This is a genomic window from Streptomyces sp. B15, from assembly GCF_018070605.1.
In the GTDB taxonomy this organism is placed as follows: Bacteria; Actinomycetota; Actinomycetes; order Streptomycetales; family Streptomycetaceae; genus Streptomyces; species Streptomyces smyrnaeus.
The window spans coordinates 62,266-80,659 of record NZ_JAGPXJ010000019.1 but is presented as its reverse complement, the minus strand read 5'-3'; the positions used below and the strand labels follow the sequence as shown (position 1 = coordinate 80,659).

13 protein-coding genes are annotated in these 18,394 nt (G+C 70.3%); 10 read left to right on the top strand and 3 right to left on the bottom strand.

Annotation, left to right across the window (positions count from 1 at the left end; translation table 11 throughout):
• Positions 1–384: 384 nt before the first annotated feature.
• Positions 385–2,754, bottom strand: a complete 2,370-nt coding sequence (locus KBY19_RS11915; RefSeq protein WP_185017672.1) for a (Fe-S)-binding protein — start codon at positions 2,752–2,754, stop codon at positions 385–387.
• Between the two features lie 271 nt (positions 2,755–3,025).
• Here KBY19_RS11915 and dnaK point away from each other — a divergent pair, with 271 nt between their 5' ends.
• From dnaK to KBY19_RS11895, 4 genes are read left to right on the top strand one after another with little or no spacing between them, the layout of a single operon-like run.
• Complete coding sequence (dnaK, locus tag KBY19_RS11910) at positions 3,026–4,909, top strand: molecular chaperone DnaK (RefSeq protein WP_099883016.1); 1,884 nt, start codon at positions 3,026–3,028, stop codon at positions 4,907–4,909.
• On the top strand, positions 4,906–5,649 hold the full coding sequence (gene grpE / locus KBY19_RS11905; protein ID WP_099883017.1) for a nucleotide exchange factor GrpE: 744 nt from the start codon (positions 4,906–4,908) through the stop codon (positions 5,647–5,649). The genes dnaK and grpE overlap by 4 nt, the downstream gene beginning before the upstream one ends.
• A gap of 27 nt (positions 5,650–5,676) precedes the next feature.
• Positions 5,677–6,870 carry a molecular chaperone DnaJ gene (gene dnaJ / locus KBY19_RS11900; RefSeq protein WP_099883018.1) on the top strand — a complete coding sequence of 398 codons (1,194 nt, stop codon included), beginning with the start codon at positions 5,677–5,679 and terminating at the stop codon, positions 6,868–6,870.
• A 1-nt stretch (position 6,871) separates the two neighbouring features.
• The gene (locus KBY19_RS11895) at positions 6,872–7,342 is read left to right on the top strand and encodes a heat shock protein transcriptional repressor HspR (RefSeq protein ID WP_099883019.1); all 471 of its coding nucleotides are present in this window, start codon (positions 6,872–6,874) and stop codon (positions 7,340–7,342) included.
• A gap of 119 nt (positions 7,343–7,461) precedes the next feature.
• On the opposite strand, the gene KBY19_RS11890 is transcribed toward KBY19_RS11895, so the two are convergent.
• A complete protein-coding gene (locus KBY19_RS11890; RefSeq protein WP_210965722.1) occupies positions 7,462–8,370 on the bottom strand; it encodes a serine hydrolase in 909 nt (302 codons plus the stop codon).
• Between the two features lie 227 nt (positions 8,371–8,597).
• Between KBY19_RS11890 and clpB the strand changes: the two genes are divergently transcribed.
• Together clpB and KBY19_RS11880 are read left to right on the top strand one after the other, a co-directional pair.
• On the top strand, positions 8,598–11,237 hold the full coding sequence (gene clpB, locus KBY19_RS11885) for an ATP-dependent chaperone ClpB (RefSeq protein WP_099883021.1): 2,640 nt from the start codon (positions 8,598–8,600) through the stop codon (positions 11,235–11,237).
• Between the two features lie 113 nt (positions 11,238–11,350).
• Positions 11,351–11,881 carry a YbjN domain-containing protein gene (locus tag KBY19_RS11880; RefSeq protein WP_099883022.1) on the top strand — a complete coding sequence of 177 codons (531 nt, stop codon included), beginning with the start codon at positions 11,351–11,353 and terminating at the stop codon, positions 11,879–11,881.
• Positions 11,882–12,180: 299 nt separating this feature from the next.
• Here KBY19_RS11880 and KBY19_RS11875 read toward each other — a convergent pair whose 3' ends face one another.
• Positions 12,181–13,425: a pyridoxal phosphate-dependent aminotransferase gene (locus KBY19_RS11875; protein WP_247690881.1), complete on the bottom strand. Its 1,245-nt coding sequence runs from the start codon at positions 13,423–13,425 to the stop codon at positions 12,181–12,183.
• A 642-nt stretch (positions 13,426–14,067) separates the two neighbouring features.
• Between KBY19_RS11875 and KBY19_RS11870 the strand changes: the two genes are divergently transcribed.
• The 4 genes from KBY19_RS11870 (at position 14,068) to KBY19_RS11855 (ending at position 18,352) form a co-directional block, all read left to right on the top strand.
• On the top strand, positions 14,068–14,646 hold the full coding sequence (locus KBY19_RS11870; RefSeq protein WP_099883026.1) for a DUF2617 family protein: 579 nt from the start codon (positions 14,068–14,070) through the stop codon (positions 14,644–14,646).
• Positions 14,647–14,790: 144 nt separating this feature from the next.
• Positions 14,791–16,287 (top strand): polyamine aminopropyltransferase, encoded by a 1,497-nt coding sequence (locus KBY19_RS11865; protein WP_210965721.1) that lies wholly within the window; start codon positions 14,791–14,793, stop codon positions 16,285–16,287.
• 91 nt (positions 16,288–16,378) lie between these two features.
• On the top strand, positions 16,379–17,362 hold the full coding sequence (locus KBY19_RS11860) for a hypothetical protein (protein ID WP_210965720.1): 984 nt from the start codon (positions 16,379–16,381) through the stop codon (positions 17,360–17,362).
• A 165-nt stretch (positions 17,363–17,527) separates the two neighbouring features.
• On the top strand, positions 17,528–18,352 hold the full coding sequence (locus KBY19_RS11855) for an aldose epimerase (protein WP_099883032.1): 825 nt from the start codon (positions 17,528–17,530) through the stop codon (positions 18,350–18,352).
• The last annotated feature ends 42 nt before the right edge of the window (positions 18,353–18,394 follow it).

Below are 18,394 nucleotides of genomic sequence, written 5' to 3'. Positions count from 1 at the left end.
CCGGTCGCTTTCGGCCGGTCCGTCCTGGGCCGTAGGACCCGGGGCCTCACGGTCCGCCACCTGGTGCTCCTCCTCGCCTTTCCAGCCGCTCCGCTCCGCGTGCGTGAGCGCGGTTAGGAGGCTAGGCCCGGCACGCTGCAATGGGTATACCGCGACCACGGTTTGGCTCGTGTGGTGCTTTAACTGATCGCATTTGACCACGACTTGCCGGAAAACGCGCAATGGCCGGCCCCGTGCACACGGGACCGGCCATCGTGAAAGCTGGAATGCACTCGGATCAAGCCACCGGAAGCCTTGGACCGGACAGACCGAGAACCACCCCTCCGGACCACGGCCGGGAAGCGCGGGCCGGGCCCGCCCCTGCGGCCGGGCCCGGGGCCGTGGCTACTTCGCGGGCTGTGGCTCCGGTTCCGGGTCGGGTTCCGGCTCCGGGTCCTTCTCCGTCTCGCCGTCCGAGGCCGGCGGCTCGCCGGGCGTCTTCACGGAGTCCAGCAGCAGCTGGGCCACGTCCACGACCTGCAGGTTCTCCTTCGGCTTGGTACCGGTGGCGGAGTCACCTTCGGCAGCGGCCTTCTTGCCGTTGACCGAGTCGGTCAGCATGACGAGGCAGAACGGGCAGGCCGTCGAGACGATGTCCGGGTCGAGCGACAGCGCCTCGTCGACGCGCTCGTTGTTGATCCGCTTGCCGATGCGCTCCTCCATCCACATGCGGGCACCGCCGGCGCCGCAGCAGAAGCCGCGCTCCTTGTGCCGGTGCATCTCCTCGTTCCGCAGTCCGGGCACCCGGCCGATGATCTCGCGCGGCGGCGTATAGACCTTGTTGTGGCGGCCCAGGTAGCACGGGTCGTGGTAGGTGATCAGCCCCTCGACCGGGGTGACCGGCACCAGCTTGCCCTCGTCGATGAGGTGCTGCAGCAGCTGGGTGTGGTGGATGACCTCGTAGTGGCCGCCCAGCTGCGGGTACTCGTTGGCGAGCGTGTTGAAGCAGTGCGGGCAGGTCGCGACGATCTTCTTCGCGGACTTCGGCTTCTTCGTCCCGGGATCGTCGTCGTCCTCGCCGAACGCCGCGTTGAGCGTGCCGACGTTCTCCTCGCCCAGCTGCTGGAAGAGGAACTCGTTGCCCAGTCGGCGGGCCGAGTCGCCGGTGCACTTCTCGTCGCCGCCCATGATGGCGAAGTTGACGCCCGCGATGTGCAGCAGCTCCGCGAAGGCCTTGGTGGTCTTCTTGGCGCGGTCCTCCAGGGCGCCCGCGCAGCCGACCCAGTACAGGTACTCGACCTCGGTGAGGTCCTCGATCGTCTTGCCGACGACGGGCACCTCGAAGCCGGCCTCCTTCTGCAGCTCCTTGGTCCACTCCAGCCGCTGCTTCTTGGCCAGGCCCCAGGGGTTGCCCTTCTTCTCCAGGTTCTTGAGCATCGTCCCGGCCTCGGAGGGGAACGCGCTCTCGATCATGACCTGGTAGCGGCGCATGTCGACGATGTGGTCGACGTGCTCGATGTCGACGGGGCACTGCTCCACACAGGCGCCGCAGGTGGTGCAGGACCACAGCACGTCCGGGTCGATGACGCCGCCCAGCCCGTTCGGCCCGTCCTCGGCGGTGCCGACCAGCGGGCGCTCGGCCTCGTCCAGCGCGCTCTGCGGAACGTCCTTCAGCTGCTCCTCGGTGGCCTTCTCCTCGCCCTCCATGGTCTTGCCGCCGCCGGCCAGCAGATACGGCGCCTTGGCGTGGGCGTGGTCGCGCAGCGACATGATCAGCAGCTTCGGCGACAGCGGCTTGCCGGTGTTCCAGGCGGGGCACTGCGACTGGCAGCGACCGCACTCGGTGCAGGTGGAGAAGTCGAGGATGCCCTTCCAGGAGAAGTCCTCGACCTGGGAGGCGCCGAAGCGGACCTCCTCTGCGTCCTCACCGTCGGCGTCGTCGAGGGCCGTCTCGAAGTCGATGACCTTGCCGCCGGACATCATCGGCTGGAGCTCGCCCAGCGCGGCACCGCCCTTGGCGTCCCGCTTGAACCAGATGTTGAAGAAGGCCAGGAAGCGGTGCCAGGCCACACCCATGTTGGTGTTCAGGCCGACCGTGATCATCCAGATCATGGTGGTGCCCAGCTTGATCAGCGCCCAGAAGTAGACGAGGTTCTGCAGCGTGCTGACGTCCAGCCCGTTGTATGCCGCGACCAGCGGGTACGAGACGAAGTAGGCCGGGTCGTAGCTGTCCACGTGGTGGAGCGCGCCTTCGAGGCCGCGCAGCATCAGGATGGCGAGGCCGATGATGAAGATGATGTATTCGACGAAGTAGCCCTGCCATGCCTTGGAGCCGGCGAAGCGGGACTTGCGTCCCGCTCGGGAGGGCAGGCTCAGCAGCCGGATCACCATGAGGACGGCGATGCCGACGGTGGTGGCGAGGCCGATGAACTCGATGTACATCTCGTACGGCAGCCAGCCGCCGACGACCGGCAGCGTCCAGTCGGCCTGGAAGAGCTGGCCGTAGGCGTTGACGATCGTCGGGGGCAGGGTGAGGAAGCCGATCGCCACGAACCAGTGGGCGACGCCGACGACGCCCCACTTGTTCATCTTCGTATGCCCGAGGAACTCCTTGACCAGGGTGGCCGTTCGCTGCTTCGGGCTGTCCTTCCGCGTGCCGGCCGGGAGTGGCTGTCCCAGTTTGACGAAGCGGTAGATCTGCGCGATGGCGCGGGCGAACAGCGCAACGCCGACCGCGGTGAGCAGCAGCGTGACGACGATCGCGGCGAGTTGCATAGCGGCTCCTCGGAGCACGGAGGCGGCGTTTACTAAGCAGTAACTTATCCAGTCCGTACGAGACTACCCACTTGTCGCGGTCGGCTGTACCGCGCGCCCCGGTGATTTGCGTCGCCCCCGTGGCGGTGGGCTCCCTGAGCGGCCGCAGGCGTCCATGCGCGTACTGTAATCACACACCTTGAGTCCCCCTGACTCAGTCTTCTTGACGCAATTTCCCCGGTCGTGCACTCTTGAGTCAGCTTCACTCAAGACCAAGCTGGAGGAACCCGAAATGGCTCGTGCGGTCGGCATCGACCTGGGTACGACGAACTCCGTCGTCAGTGTTCTCGAAGGCGGTGAGCCCACCGTCATCACCAACGCCGAGGGCGCCAGGACCACGCCGTCCGTCGTGGCCTTCGCGAAGAACGGCGAAGTCCTCGTCGGCGAGGTGGCCAAGCGCCAGGCGGTCACCAACGTCGACCGGACCATCCGGTCGGTCAAGCGGCACATGGGTACCGACTGGAAGATCGGTATCGACGACAAGGAATTCAACCCGCAGCAGATCAGCGCGTTCGTGCTGCAGAAGCTGAAGCGGGACGCCGAGTCGTACCTGGGCGAGAAGGTCGCCGACGCGGTCATCACCGTGCCGGCCTACTTCAACGACGCCGAGCGGCAGGCCACCAAGGAGGCCGGCGAGATCGCGGGCCTGAACGTGCTGCGGATCGTCAACGAGCCGACCGCCGCGGCCCTCGCCTACGGGCTGGAGAAGGAGGACCAGACCATCCTGGTCTTCGACCTCGGTGGCGGTACCTTCGACGTCTCGCTGCTGGAGATCGGCGACGGTGTCGTCGAGGTCAAGGCGACCAACGGTGACAACCACCTCGGTGGTGACGACTGGGACCAGCGGGTCGTCGACTACCTGGTCAAGCAGTTCCAGTCCGGCCACGGCGTGGACCTGGCCAAGGACAAGATGGCTCTCCAGCGCCTCCGTGAGGCGGCGGAGAAGGCCAAGATCGAGCTGTCCTCGTCCACCGAGACGACGATCAACCTGCCGTACATCACCGCCTCCGCCGAGGGCCCGCTGCACCTCGACGAGAAGCTGACCCGCGCGCAGTTCCAGCAGCTGACGCAGGACCTGCTGGAGCGCTGCAAGACGCCGTTCCACAACGTGATCAAGGACGCGGGCATCCAGCTCAGCGAGATCGACCACGTGGTGCTCGTCGGTGGCTCCACCCGGATGCCGGCCGTCGCCGAGCTGGTCAAGGAGCTGACCGGCGGCAAGGACGCCAACAAGGGTGTGAACCCGGACGAGGTCGTGGCCATCGGTGCGTCGCTGCAGGCGGGTGTGCTCAAGGGTGAGGTCAAGGACGTCCTGCTGCTGGACGTCACTCCGCTGTCCCTGGGTATCGAGACCAAGGGCGGCATCATGACCAAGCTGATCGAGCGCAACACCACGATCCCGACCAAGCGCTCGGAGACCTTCACCACGGCCGAGGACAACCAGCCCTCGGTGCAGATCCAGGTCTTCCAGGGTGAGCGGGAGATCGCGGCGTACAACAAGAAGCTCGGCATGTTCGAGCTGACCGGTCTGCCCCCGGCCCCGCGCAACGTGCCGCAGATCGAGGTCACCTTCGACATCGACGCCAACGGCATCATGCATGTCTCCGCCAAGGACCTGGGCACCGGCAAGGAACAGAAGATGCAGGTCACCGGCGGCTCCAGCCTTCCGAAGGAAGACATCGAGCGCATGATGCGCGAGGCGGAGCAGTACGCCGAGGAGGACCACAAGCGCCGTGAGGCCGCCGAGACGCGGAACCAGGCCGAGCAGCTGGTCTACACCACGGAGAAGTTCCTCAAGGACAACGAGGAGAAGGTCCCGGCCGACACCAAGTCGGAGGTCGAGACCTCCCTCGAGGACTTGAAGGAGAAGCTCAAGGGCGACGACACCGCGGCGATCCGCGAGGCCTCCGAGAAGGTCGCGGCCACCAGCCAGAAGCTGGGCCAGGCCCTCTACGCCGAGGCCCAGCAGGCCCAGGGCGGTGCCGAGGCCGGTGCCGAGGCCGGTGCCGGTGCGGCGGGCGCGGGCAAGCCCGAGGGCGGTGCCGCCGGAGACGACGACGTCGTGGACGCCGAGATCGTCGACGAGGACCAGAAGCCGAAGGACGGTGCGGCGTGACGGAGGAGACCGCGGGCTTCGGCAAGGAGCCTGACGTTCCCGCCGACGCCGGTGAGCTGACCGATGCCGACCGGGCCGCCGCCTCCGAGCAGGAGGCGGCGCCCGGGGCGCCGGCCGGGGAAGCGCAGCGCAGTGAGGCCGAAGTGAGCACCCAGGAGACGCAGGAAGCGGAAGGCGCCGGCCCGGAGCAGGGCGAGGCCGCCGAAGGCGGACAGGGCGGCGAGCTGGAGGCCGTACGGACGGCGCTCAACGAGCGCACCCAGGATCTGCAGCGGCTCCAGGCGGAGTTCCAGAACTACCGCCGCCGGGTCGAGCGGGACCGCGCGGCGGTCAAGGAGATCGCCGTCGCGAACCTGCTCACCGAGCTGCTGCCGGTGCTCGACGACATCGGCCGGGCCCGGGACCACGGCGAGCTGGTGGGCGGCTTCAAGTCGGTCGCCGAGTCGCTGGAGATGGTCGCGGCCAAGATGGGGCTGATGCAGTTCGGCAAGGAGGGCGAGCCCTTCGATCCGACGGTCCACGAGGCGCTGATGCACTCCTACTCTCCGGATGTCACGGAGACGACGTGCGTGCAGATCCTCCAGCCCGGGTACCGAATCGGCGAGCGGACCATCCGTCCCGCACGGGTCGGGGTCGCCGAGCCGCAGCCCGGTGCCGCAGGCGGTACGGGCGGCAAGGGTGAGGCCGGTGCCGAGGCGTCGGCGGCTGAAGAGGAGAACGGTGGCCCGGACGAGGGCTGACCGCGTACGGGAGGAGGGACGTCGAGGATGAGTACCAAGGACTTCATCGAGAAGGACTACTACAAGGTCCTCGGCGTCCCCAAGGACGCAACCGAAGCCGAGATCAAGAAGGCGTACCGCAAGCTGGCCCGGGAGAACCACCCCGACGCCAACGCAGGTGACCCCAAGGCCGAGGAGCGCTTCAAGGACGCCTCCGAGGCGTACGACGTGCTCGGCGACCCCAAGCGGCGCAAGGAGTACGACGAGGCGCGCACCCTCTTCGGCAACGGAGGCTTCCGGCCCGGCGGCGGACCGGGCGGGCCCGGTGGTGCCGGAACGTTCAACTTCGACCTGAGCGACCTGTTCGGCGGCGGCCAGGGCGGCGGCGGTGCCGGCTCGCCCGGCGGCTTCGGCGGCGGGCTGGGCGACGTCTTCGGCGGCCTGTTCAACCGCGGCGGTACCGGGACCCGTACCCAGCCCAGGCGCGGTCAGGACATCGAGTCCGAGGTGACGCTCAGCTTCACCGAGGCGGTCGACGGGGCCACGGTCCCGCTGCGGATGTCCTCCAGCGCCGCGTGCAAGGAGTGCGCCGGTACGGGGGACAAGAACGGCACCCCGCGGGTGTGCCCCACCTGTGTGGGCACCGGGCAGGTCTCGCGCGGCACCGGCGGCGGCTTCTCGCTGACCGACCCGTGCGTGGACTGCAAGGGGCGCGGTCTGATCGCGCAGGATCCGTGCGAGGTCTGCAAGGGGTCCGGACGGGCGACCAGCTCGCGCACGATGCAGGTCCGCATCCCCGCGGGCGTCACCGACGGGCAGCGCATCCGGCTGCGCGGCAAGGGCGCCCCGGGCGAGCGGGGCGGACCCAACGGTGACCTGTACGTCGTCGTGCACGTCGACAAGCACCCGGTCTTCGGGCGCAAGGGCGACAATCTCACGGTCACCGTGCCGGTCACCTTCCCCGAGGCCGCACTCGGTGGTGAAGTGAAGGTCCCCACGCTCGGCGGCCCACCCGTCACCCTCAAGATCCCGGCGGGTACGCCGTCCGGGCGCACCATGCGGGCCCGGGGCAAGGGCGCTGTCCGCAAGGACGGAACCCGCGGCGACCTACTGGTGACAGTGGAGGTCGCGGTGCCCAAGAATTTGGACGACAAGGCGAAGGACTCCCTGGAGTCCTACCGGGACGCGACGGCGGGTGAGGATCCGCGGGCCGCGTTGTTCAAGGCAGCGAAGGGAGACTGAGGTGGACGGCCGGGACGGACGCAGACGATTCGCGGCTGGGCGCTCCGCGGCGTACGAGCTGACGGACGAATCTCCTGTCTACGTCATCTCGGTCGCCGCCCAGCTCTCGGGGCTGCACCCGCAGACCCTGCGGCAGTACGACCGGCTGGGCCTGGTCTCGCCCGACCGCACACCCGGGCGGGGCCGCCGCTACTCGGCGCGGGACATCGAGCAGTTGCGCGAGGTGCAGCGGCTCAGCCAGGACGAGGGCATCAATCTCGCCGGGATCAAGCGCATCATCGAACTGGAGAACCAGGTCGCGGCGCTGCAGCAGCGGGTTGCCGAGCTGTCCGCCGCGGTCGAGGGCGCCGCGGCGGCGATGCAGCAGCGCGAGGCGCAGGTGCATGCCTCGTATCGGCGCGATCTGGTGCCGTACGAGGATGTGCGCTCCTCCAGCGCCCTGGTCGTCTGGCGCCCCAAACCGAGGGAGTAATCCTCGGGACCCCGGGGTTGCGGGGCCTGGGCCCCTCCCTGTTGCGGGCATCTGTTCCGCCAAGGGCGGGACGATGGCCCACAACGAGGGGGCGGGGCTCGGCCCCACAGCGTGAGGGCTTACTTCGCGAAGCCGTAAGAGAGAAGCTTCTTGGCGTCCGACGACCGCTTGGCGGCGGAGGACGAGGCCAGAACGGTGCCGATCACCGTTTTGCCACCGCGCTTGGCGGCGAACACCAGGCAGTACTTGGCCTCGGGGCCCGAGCCGGTCTTGACGCCGAGCGCGCCCGAGTAGCTGCCCAGCAGCGGATTGGTGTTCCGCCAGTTCATGTACCGGTAGCCGCCGCTCTTGGTGACCGTCTTCTGCTTGGTGGAGCGGGTCTTCACGACCGAGCGGAAGGTGGAGTGGCGCATCGCGTCGCGGGTGAGCTTGGTCAGGTCGCGCGGGGTGGAGTAGTTGCGGCCCTTGCCGATGCCGTCGAACGAGTCGAAGTGGGTGTTCTTCAGCCCGAGACTCTTGGCGGTGGAGTTCATCTTGCCGATGAAGGACTTCACCCGTGCCTTGCGGGTGCTGCCCTTGCCGAAGGTGTCGGCGAGCGCGTAGGCGGCGTCGCAGCCCGAGGGCAGCATCAGACCGTAGAGCAGCTGGCGGACGGTGACCTTGTCGCCGACGATCAGCCGCGCCGAGGAGGCGGTGTTGCGGACGATGTAGTCGCTGTAGGCCTTCCGGATGGTGACCTTGCGGGAGAGGTTGAGGTTCTTGTGCGCCAACACCACCCGGGCCGTCATGATCTTGGTGGTGGAGCCGGTGGAACGCCGGGTGTCGGCGGCCTTGGTGTAGAGGCTCCTGCCTGTGCCGCTGTTCATCACATAGCCGCCCTTGGCGGTGATGGACGGCTTCTTCGCGGCGGCGACAGTGGCCGGTGACGCCATGGCGGCCGGGGCGGCCAGCGCGCCCGTCGTCAGCACGGCGCCGGAGGTGAGCATCACCGTGGCGACACGGTGGGTGCCAGCAATGCCAATCTTCACTTCTGTCAGCTCCAAATGCCGCTGCGGGGCGGCTCGTTGGGCGGGTACCCGGGGCCGGAAGCGGCCGGGAACTAAGAAGGATCGTAGACGTTTTTGAGTTGAGCGGAATAGACTCAACTTGTTGCATGCTGTAGGTAGCAAGCGCCATTTCCGGGGCGCGGGCACCGCTGGGGCACCCAGGTGCCCGGGGCGCCTGCAGACAGCACAGGAGGAGGAGCGCAGGAGAAGTGGACGCGGAGCTGACCAACAAGAGCCGGGACGCCATCAGCGCGGCCAACGACCGCGCGGTGAGCGACGGCCACCCCGACATCACCCCCGCCCATCTGCTCCTCGCCCTGCTCACGGGCGAGGACAACGAGAACATCCAGGACCTGATCGCCGCCGTCGAGGCCGACCAGGCGGCGCTGCGCTCGGGCGCCGAGCGGCAGCTCGCGGCGCTTCCCACGGTGCAGGGCCAGACCGTCAGCCGGCCGCAGGCCGACCGCGATCTGCTCGCCGTCATCGCGGACGCCGCACAGCGTGCCAAGGACCTCGGTGACAGCTTCGTCTCCACCGAGCATCTGCTGATCGCGCTGGCCGCCAAGGGCGGAGCCACCGGTGAGCTGCTCAAGCAGCAGGGCGCCGACGAGAAGAAGCTGCTGGACGCCTTCAACGCGCAGCGCGGCAGCAGGCGCATCACCAACCCGGACCCGGAGGGCACCTACAAGGCCCTGGAGAAGTTCGGCACCGATCTGACCGCCGCGGCCCGGGACGGCAAGCTGGACCCGGTTATCGGCCGGGACCAGGAGATCCGCCGTGTGGTGCAGGTGCTCTCCCGTCGTACGAAGAACAATCCCGTCCTCATCGGCGAGCCGGGTGTCGGCAAGACGGCCGTCGTCGAGGGGCTGGCGCAGCGCGTGGTGAAGGGCGATGTGCCCGAGTCGCTGCGCGACAAGCGGCTGGTCGCCCTCGATCTGGGCGCCATGGTGGCGGGCGCCAAGTACCGCGGTGAGTTCGAGGAACGGCTCAAGACGGTGCTCTCCGAGATCAAGGAGAGCGACGGGCAGATCATCACGTTCATCGACGAGCTGCACACCGTCGTCGGCGCCGGGGCGGGCGGCGACTCCGCCATGGACGCGGGCAACATGCTCAAGCCGATGCTGGCCCGCGGTGAGCTGCGGATGGTCGGCGCCACGACGCTGGACGAGTACCGCGAGCGGATCGAGAAGGACGCGGCACTGGAGCGCCGCTTCCAGCAGGTGCTGGTCGCCGAGCCCACCGTGGAGGACTCCATCGCGATCCTGCGCGGGCTCAAGGGGCGCTACGAGGCGCACCACAAGGTGCAGATCTCCGACAGCGCGCTGGTGGCCGCCGCGGCGCTCTCGGACCGCTACATCACCTCCCGCTTCCTGCCCGACAAGGCCATCGACCTGGTGGACGAGGCGGCCTCCCGGCTCCGTATGGAGATCGACTCCTCCCCGGTCGAGATCGACGAGCTGCAGCGCTCCGTCGACCGGCTCCGGATGGAGGAGCTGGCGCTGGACAAGGAGACCGACCCGGCCTCCGTGGAGCGGCTGGAGCGGCTGCGCCGCGAGCTGGCCGACAAGGAGGAGGAGCTGCGTGGTCTGACCGCACGCTGGGAGAAGGAGAAGCAGGGCCTCAACCGGGTCGGTGAGCTGAAGGAGAAGCTGGACGAGCTGCGCGGCCAGGCGGAGCGCGCCCAGCGCGACGGCGACTTCGACACCGCCTCCAAGCTTCTGTACGGCGAGATCCCGGCCGTCGAGCGGGAGCTCGCGGCCGCCACCGAGGCGGAGGAAGAGGCCAAGAAGGAGGCCGCCGCGGGGCAGCCGGGCAAGGCCGACAAGATGGTCAAGGAGGAGGTCGGCTCGGACGACATCGCCGACGTCGTCGCCTCCTGGACCGGCATCCCGGCGGGCCGGCTGCTGGAGGGCGAGACCCAGAAGCTGCTGCGGATGGAGGAGGAGCTCGGCAAGCGGCTGATCGGTCAGGCCGAGGCCGTGCGGGCGGTCTCCGACGCGGTGCGGCGCAGCCGGGCCGGTATCGCCGACCCCGACCGCCCCACGGGCTCCTTCATGTTCCTGGGCCCCACCGGTGTCGGTAAGACGGAGCTGGCCAAGGCGCTGGCCGACTTCCTGTTCGACGACGAGCGGGCCATGGTCCGCATCGACATGAGCGAGTACGGCGAGAAGCACAGCGTGGCCCGACTCGTCGGCGCACCGCCCGGCTACGTCGGCTACGAGGAGGGCGGCCAGCTCACCGAGGCCGTACGGCGGCGCCCGTACAGCGTCGTCCTGCTGGACGAGGTGGAGAAGGCGCACCACGAGGTCTTCGATGTGCTGCTGCAGGTCCTCGACGACGGCCGTCTCACCGACGGCCAGGGCCGCACCGTCGACTTCCGCAACACCATCCTCATCCTCACCTCCAACCTGGGCAGCCAGTTCCTGATGGACCCCTTGGAGAAGGAGGAGGAGAAGCGCGAGCAGGTGCTCGCCGCGGTGCGGGCAGCCTTCCGCCCAGAGTTCCTCAACCGGCTGGACGACCTGGTCGTCTTCTCCGCGCTGGCCGGCGACGAGCTGCGGCGGATCGCCAAGCTGCAGGTGGACGCGCTCCAGGCGCGGCTCGCCGAACGGCGGCTGGAGCTGGACGTCACACCCGAGGCGCTGGACTGGCTGGCGACCGAGGGCAACGACCCGGCCTACGGGGCGCGACCGCTGCGCCGGCTGGTGCAGACCGCCATCGGCGACCAGCTCGCGCGGGAGATCCTCGCCGGCGAGGTCCGCGACGGTGACACCGTCCGGGTGGACCGGGTCGAGGGCTGGGACGGTCTGATGGTGGGCTCGGCGAACGGCGCGCCCGCGGCGGACTGATCCTCCACCGGAGGGGCCGAAACGCGCCCCTCCGGTACTCGCGAGGCGCAGGGTTGTCATTGCGGGGGGCTGGTGCGGGAGGATGGCCGGAGCCGTATGAAGGGAACACCCACGTGAGCATCGACCCGTCCTCGATCCCGAACTTCGGGGGCCAGCCCGAGGAGCCGGAGGAGTCCGGTCCCACCGGACCGATCATCCCCGACCAGGACCTCGTCAAGCAGCTCCTGGACCAGATGGAGCTGAAGTACGTCGTCGACGACGAGGGAGACCTCGCGGCGCCGTGGGAGGAGTTCCGCACCTACTTCATGTTCCGGGGTGAGGCGGAGCAGCAGGTCTTCTCGGTCCGTACGTTCTACGACCGTCCGCACACCATCGAGGACAAGCCCAAGCTCCTCGAGGCCATCGACGACTGGAACCGCCGCACCCTGTGGCCCAAGGTCTACAGCCACACCCACGACGACGGCAGTGTCCGTCTGATCGGCGAGGCGCAGATGCTCGTCGGCACGGGTGTCTCGCTGGAGCACTTCGTCTCGTCCACGGTCAGCTGGGTGCGGGCCTCCATCGAGTTCGACAAGTGGCTGGTGGAGCAGTTCGGCCTGGAGAAGGACATCGACTCCTCCGAGGGTGACGGCGACAGCGCCTAGGCCGTCGGTACCCCGCCCGAGGGGCCGGGCGCACTTTCCGGTGCGCCCGGCCCCTCGCGCTGTCCGCAGCCGCCAGCCGGTGTGACGACTCAGGAGCGCGACGGCGCGGCCGCATCGCACCCCAGGGCCTGCCGCGCGCCCCCTGACACCCGTCAGGTACCGCGCAGCATCCCGTGCCGGGAGACTCCTCAGCAGAGCGCGGGACCCGTAGCCGGGGGAACCACGGGGGACGAGCGGGTCCCGCGCACGGGGGTCGCGGGCGGACTCGGGGGAGCTCGCGAGCGCTGCGGGGCGGCGGGTCAGCCGGTGCCCGCCGCACCGCGCAGCCGCCGTACCGCATCGGCCAGCACGCTCTCCTGTTTGCAGAACGCGAAGCGCACGTACGGTGCCCCTTCCGCTGCGTGGTCGTAGAAGACCTGGGTGGGCACGGCGACGACGCCGGCCCGCTCGGGGAGGGCCAGGCAGAAGTCGACGCCGTCGCCGGCGCCCAGCGGGCGGATGTCGGTGGTGATGAAGTAGGTGCCCGCCGGGTCGAAGACCTTGAAACCGGCCTCGCGCAGCCCGCCGGCCAGCAGGTCCCGCCGGGTGCGCAGGCCTTCCCGGAGCGCGGTGTAGTAGCTGTCGGGCAGCGCCAGCGCCTCGGCGACGGCGTACTGGAAGGGCCCGGCGGAGACGTAGGTCAGATACTGCTTGGCCGAGCGGACCGCGGTCACCAGCGCGGGGGTGCCGGTGACCCAGCCGACCTTCCATCCCGTCAGCGAGAACGTCTTGCCGCTCGACGAGATGCTCACCGTGCGCTCGCGCATGCCGGGGAAGCCGGCCAGCGGGTGGTGCGCGCCGTCGAAGACCAGGTGCTCGTAGACCTCGTCGGTGACGGCGAGCAGATCGCGCTCCACGCACAGTTCGGCGACGGCGGCCAACTCGTCGTGGCGCAGCACGGTGCCGGTGGGGTTGTGCGGGGTGTTGAGGAGGATGAGCCGGGTGCGGTCGGTGACCGCGTCACGCAGCTCGTCCAGGTCGAGGTGGTAGGCGCCGTCGCGGGGGCGCAGGGTGACGGGCACGCGGGTGCCGCCCGCCATCGCGACGGAGGCGGCGTACGAGTCGTAGTACGGCTCCAGCGCGATCACCTCGTCCCCGGGCTCGACCAGGGCCAGCAGCGAGGCGGCGATGGCCTCGGTGGCACCGGCGGTGACCAGCACCTCGGTGTCCGGGTCGTACCGCAGGCCGTAGAAGCGCAGCTGGTGCTCGGCCACGGCCTCCCGCAGCTCGGGGATGCCCGGACCCGGCGGGTACTGGTTGCCGCGCCCGTCCCGCAGGGCGCGCACCGCGGCCTCCCGGATCTCCTCCGGGCCGTCCGTGTCGGGGAAGCCCTGTCCCAGGTTGATGGCGCCGGTCCGGACGGCGAGCGCGGACATCTCGGCGAAGATCGTGGTGCCGAACTCGGCGAGGCGGCGGTTGAGCAGTGGACGCCCTCGCCCGGTCTCCGTCCCGGAGGCACCCCGGGCGCCCGGCGTCCCCGGGACAGCAGCTTGGCCAGCAGTCATGGCCGTCATCCTCCGGCAAGCTCTTATCTTCCTCAACCCGGCTTTGTGCCCCCACGGGACCGGGCAGGAGCCGCCTACAGCCGCGGACGGCACCACAGCTGTACGACAGCCGCACTGCTGTCCCAGGATCTCGAGGGGGAACGAGATGTCCCAAGTTCTGGTGTTCATCGGCGTGGTGGCGGTGTTCGCGTTCATCGCCGCTCTCGCCAAGTCGGCGGGGCCCAGCCGGTCCACCCGTCCCCGCCGTGGGGGCGGCTCCTGGTGGGCCGGTGGAGGCAGTGGTGGCTCGTCCTGCGCCGGGGGGAGCGGTGGCGGCTGTGGTGCCGGTTCTTCCTGCGGCGGAGGTGGCGGCGGGGGCGGCGGCTGTGGCGGGGGTGGTGGTGGCGGCGGTTGAGGGGTGTGCGCGGTGCGCACGGTCGGGTGTGCGACGGCGCCCGCGTCGGGAAGGGAACACTTGACCTCTTCCATACCTATGGGATGGAAATCCGCAGAACCTGGGTAAAAGCGCTGAGGACGCAGCGCGTTCCGTGATTCGGTGAATCGTGAACTGTCGTCCCCGAGTGCTCCCGGCCCCGGCCCGGAGGCTCGGGAGCTCGAGGGGTGGGGCGGCCCACCCTCCCTGCGTGTTTGCGGAGCCGACCCATGCTCACCACCTTGAAGACCGCCTACACCGACACCCGTGCGCACGACCTCGCCTGGGACCTGGGCCGGGCACCGCTGCCGGCACTCGCCTGCATGGACGTCGAACTGGAGGACACCCGCGTGCAGCTGCGGCTGCTCGGCGCCTCGCACCAGGTGCTGCTCGGCGAGGAGTACGGCAGCTGCTCCGAGACCGTCGCCTGCCTGCCGGGCCGCAGCACCCCGCTCCCGCTGGGCGTCTCCAAGCGTTTCGGAGAGTGGGAGTACGAGTTCGCGGCGCGGGTCGAGAGGCTGTCACCCGGCTCGTTCGCGGGGCGCGCACAGGAGTTGCTCGCACTGGTCGCGGACCATCCCAACGGTTTCGCCGGTACCTTCCCGGGCGCGCCGAGCGCCTTCACCGCGCTGCTCGTCCAGCGGCACGAGGGGCAGATCCGCTGGCGGACCTGGCACTCCTATCCGCAGGAGGGCTGCCTGGTCTCGACGCGTACCCGGGTGGCCACCAGAGTGCGGGAGGGGTTGGGGGGTGTCCCGGGGCCGGGTGGGCCGGTCACGGTGCCGGTCTGCGGACCGGCCATGGCCTGAGGGCCGCCCGTGCGGTGGGGCGAGGGGAGCGCGTATGCGACGTGCTCAACTCCGAGGAAAGACACAGCCGTTGAGAGATTCGACGGCGCGGAAGAACCCGTGTGAGTGACCTGAAGTGTCCGGTATGTGACGTAGCGTGCATTCATGATCGACCGTCCCCAGCCTTATGTGGAGAGCGCGCGCCTGCCCGTCCCCGCAGGGTTCGGGCGCGGCTTCGTCCTCGCCTCGGTGTTCGTGTGCGCCGCCTGCGGCCTCGTCTATGAGCTCGAACTCGTCGCCGTGGCCTCCTGCCTGGTCGGCGACTCCGTCACCCAGGCGTCCGTGGTGCTCTCCGTCATGGTCTTCGCGATGGGTGTCGGCTCGCTGCTGGCCAAGCGGTTGCGCTGTCACGCCGCCGCGGGCTTCGGCTATGTCGAGGCGCTGCTCGCACTGGTCGGCGGTGGCTCGGCGATAGCGCTGTACGCCTCCTTCGCCTGGCTGGGCGGGGCCCGGGTGGCGCTGGTCGTCACCTCCTTCGCCGTCGGGGTGCTGATCGGCGCCGAGATGCCGCTGCTGATGACGCTCATCCAGCGGATCCGCCGGCAGGACGCGGGCGGCGCCCTCGCCGACCTGTTCGCCGCCGACTACGTGGGAGCGCTCGTCGGCGGGCTCACCTTCCCCTTCCTCCTGCTGCCGCTCGCCGGGGAGTTGACCGGCGGACTGCTCACCGGGGTGGTCAATGTGCTGGCCGGCGGCCTGGTCGTGCAGTGGCTCTTCCGGCACGACTTGGCGGCACGGGAGCGTCGGCGGCTGCTGGCGGCCAACGGCTGCGTACTGGTCCTGCTGCTCGCGGGGACGGCGTTCGTCGGCCCGTTCGAGCAAGCCGCACGGGAGGCCGTCTACGGCGGCGAGGTGCGGGTCGCCGTCGACACCCCGCGCCAGGAACTCGTGCTCACCGGCGGCGCGGCCCGCAGCGAGTGGGCCGCCGCCGGCGAACTGCGGTTCTACCGGGACGGCAGGCTGGCGCTGCGGGGCCGGCACGCACGCGACGGACACCGGGCCTTCGTCCGCCCCGCCATGGCCGGTGGCCCGAACGCCCGTGTGCTGATCATCGGCGGGGGTGACGGGCTCGCCCTGCGGGAGGTGCTGCGCTCCCGCGGTGTCCGGGAGGTCACCGTGGTGGAACCGGACCCCGGTGTCGTACGCCTGGCACGGCACGACCCGGGTCTGCGTGCGCTGAACGGCGGCGCGCTGGACGACCCGCGGGTCCGCTTCGTCCACGCGGACGCCTTCGGCCGGCTGCGGGACCGGGCGCGGGCGGACGCGGCCCGGTTCGATGTGATCGTCTCCGCGCTGCCCCCGCCGAGTGCCTCCGGCGACCTGAAGCTGTACTCGCAGGAGTTCTACGGGCTCGCCGCGCGGGTCCTGGCCGACGAGGGACGGTTCGCGCTGCGGGCGGGCGCGCCCGGCGCCGGGTACGGACACAACTTCTGGACGGTGCACGCCACGTTGCGCGCCGTGGGACTGGAGCCGTGCCCCTACGCCGGTGACCGGGACCATCTGCTCGCCCGGCACGCGCACCCCGCGCCGCCCACCTGCCCCGCCCGGCAGCACCCCCGGCTGCCTCCCTCCACCCTGATGCACCCCCGCTACACCCACTGACCCCCTCGCGACCACGCCCGGAGCGACCGGCGGCAAAGAGGCGGCGCAGTCATATAGGTGTGGCGGACTGCGGAGTAATAGGCTCCGACCCATGGAGCACGAGGTGTACGTACCGCTATCCGTCGGCTCTGTGCGGGCCGCCCTGGCCGAGAGCGCCCGTGTGGCCCGCTGCGTGCCCGGGTTCCAACTGGAGCCGGAAGAGGCGACCGAACAGCTGCCGGGCCGCATGAAAGTACGTATCGGCGGCTCGACCATCACCTACCGGGGCACACTCACCCTCACCCCGCGCGGCGGTACGGGCGTCACCGCGGCGCCCGACGCGCTGGAGCGGCTGGAGGTGGCCGGCAGCGGCAACGAGGCCCGCGGGGAGGGCACCGTCGAACTCGTGCTCACCATCGAGCCCCGCTCCGCGGACGACGGCGAGGGCACCGCACTGGTGTGTGTGGGCACGGTGACCGGCACCGGGAGGCTCGCGGCGTTGGACGAGAAGGCCGCGACCTCCGCGGGGGTGCGTCTGCTCGACCGGTTCGCCGCGGCGCTCGGTGACAGCATCCGCGACGAGCCGCCCGCGGGCAGCCCGGAGGCGGCCGACGGCGGCGGGAGCGAAGCGGGCGAAGGTCCGGTGGCCGGCGGCATCGGTGCGCCCGGCGACAACGAGCGGGCCATCCCCGGTATCCCGGAGCCGGAGCCCGAGCCGGACCGCACCCCGCTGTTCGAGACGGAGGTGCCGCCCTCCTCGCTGGGCCGCGACGACGAGTCCGAACTCGACGCCGCCCAGGCGGCGGATGCGGCGGATGCGGCGGACGGGGCGGAAGCGGCGGACGAGAGCTACGTCGCCGCGGGCGCGCCCGGTGACGCGGGCGGGCTCGGCGCGGAGGCCGCCCATGCGCGGCGCACGATGATCGGGCGCAGCGCGGAGGAGGTGGACCACGCTCCACCGCGCGGCCGTTACGCGCCCGTCCCCGCTCCCGAGCAGGCTTCGGCGACCGCCACCCTGCGCTGGGCGGCGCCCGCCGCCGCCGTTGTGGTCGCCGGCGCCGTCGTGCTCGGCCGGGCGCTGCGCCGTCGCCACTGACGGCGACCCCGCCACTGACGGCGACCCCGCCACAGATGGCGACCCCGCCGACCGGCGACCCCGCCAACCTGTGCCGCCATCGGCTGCCGCCCGCAACCGGCGGCGCAGTACCGCCGACAGCGGGTCTTGCGGCGGCGTCGCGGACCCCGCCGTTATGGTCGCTGTATGACTGATCTGCCCACCTCCGCAGAAGCCACGTCCGTCGTGCTCGGCGCCCAGGGGACAGAGGTGACGGTCGAGCCCCAGCGTGGGTGCCGACTCGCCTCCCTCCGGGTGGGCGGCACCGAACTCCTGCGCCAGGGACCGAAGTACGGCTCGTTCGTGATGGCGCCGTGGTGCGGCCGCACCGCACAGGGGCGTTTCCGCAACGGCGGTGAGATGTTCCAACTGCCGCTCAACAACAGGCCGCACGCCATCCACGGCACCGTGCGGGACGCGGTGTGGCGCCAGGCGCCCGGTGCCACCGGGACGAAGGCGTCCTTCACCTATGAACTGACCGACCCCTGGCCCTGGGAGGGCCGCGTCACCCAGGTCGTCGAGCTCGCCGAGGACGGCGGTTCGCTGACCCTGAAGCTCGCCGTCGAGACCTTCGACGTCTCCTTCCCGGCGCAGGCCGGCTGGCACCCGTGGTTCCTGCGCAACCTCGGCCAGGGCGGTGAGGACGTGCGGATCGACTTCTCCCCCGAGTGGCAGGAGGAGCGGGGCGCAGACCACATCCCCACCGGTACCCGCATCGAGCCGCGGCCCGGCCCCTGGGACGACTGCTTCGGGATGCCGGGCGGTGTGGACGTCACCCTGACGTGGCCGTCCGAGCTGTCGCTGCGGATGACCTCGCGGGCCGAGTACGTCGTGGTCTACGACGAGCCGGAGGAGGCCGTCTGTGTGGAGCCGCAGTCCGGCCCCCCGAACGGGCTCAACTCCCACCCGCGCCAGGTGACTCCCATCGACCCGCTGGAGCTGACGACGACCTGGAGCTGGCAGCGGCTCTAGGCGGCTGCCGGGAGACGGTCGCGGGACGCATAGGCTGAGGTC

Bases quoted from the DNA above. Each gene is read 5' to 3' on its own strand.
- KBY19_RS11915 (WP_185017672.1), bottom strand. From the start codon at position 2,754: ATGCAACTCGCCGCGATCGTCGTCACGCTGCTGCTCACCGCGGTCGGC.
- dnaK (WP_099883016.1), top strand. From the start codon at position 3,026: ATGGCTCGTGCGGTCGGCATCGACCTGGGTACGACGAACTCCGTCGTC.
- dnaJ (WP_099883018.1), top strand. From the start codon at position 5,677: ATGAGTACCAAGGACTTCATCGAGAAGGACTACTACAAGGTCCTCGGC.
- KBY19_RS11875 (WP_247690881.1), bottom strand. From the start codon at position 13,425: ATGACTGCTGGCCAAGCTGCTGTCCCGGGGACGCCGGGCGCCCGGGGT.
- KBY19_RS11870 (WP_099883026.1), top strand. From the start codon at position 14,068: ATGCTCACCACCTTGAAGACCGCCTACACCGACACCCGTGCGCACGAC.
- KBY19_RS11865 (WP_210965721.1), top strand. From the start codon at position 14,791: ATGATCGACCGTCCCCAGCCTTATGTGGAGAGCGCGCGCCTGCCCGTC.
- KBY19_RS11860 (WP_210965720.1), top strand. From the start codon at position 16,379: ATGGAGCACGAGGTGTACGTACCGCTATCCGTCGGCTCTGTGCGGGCC.
- KBY19_RS11855 (WP_099883032.1), top strand. From the start codon at position 17,528: ATGACTGATCTGCCCACCTCCGCAGAAGCCACGTCCGTCGTGCTCGGC.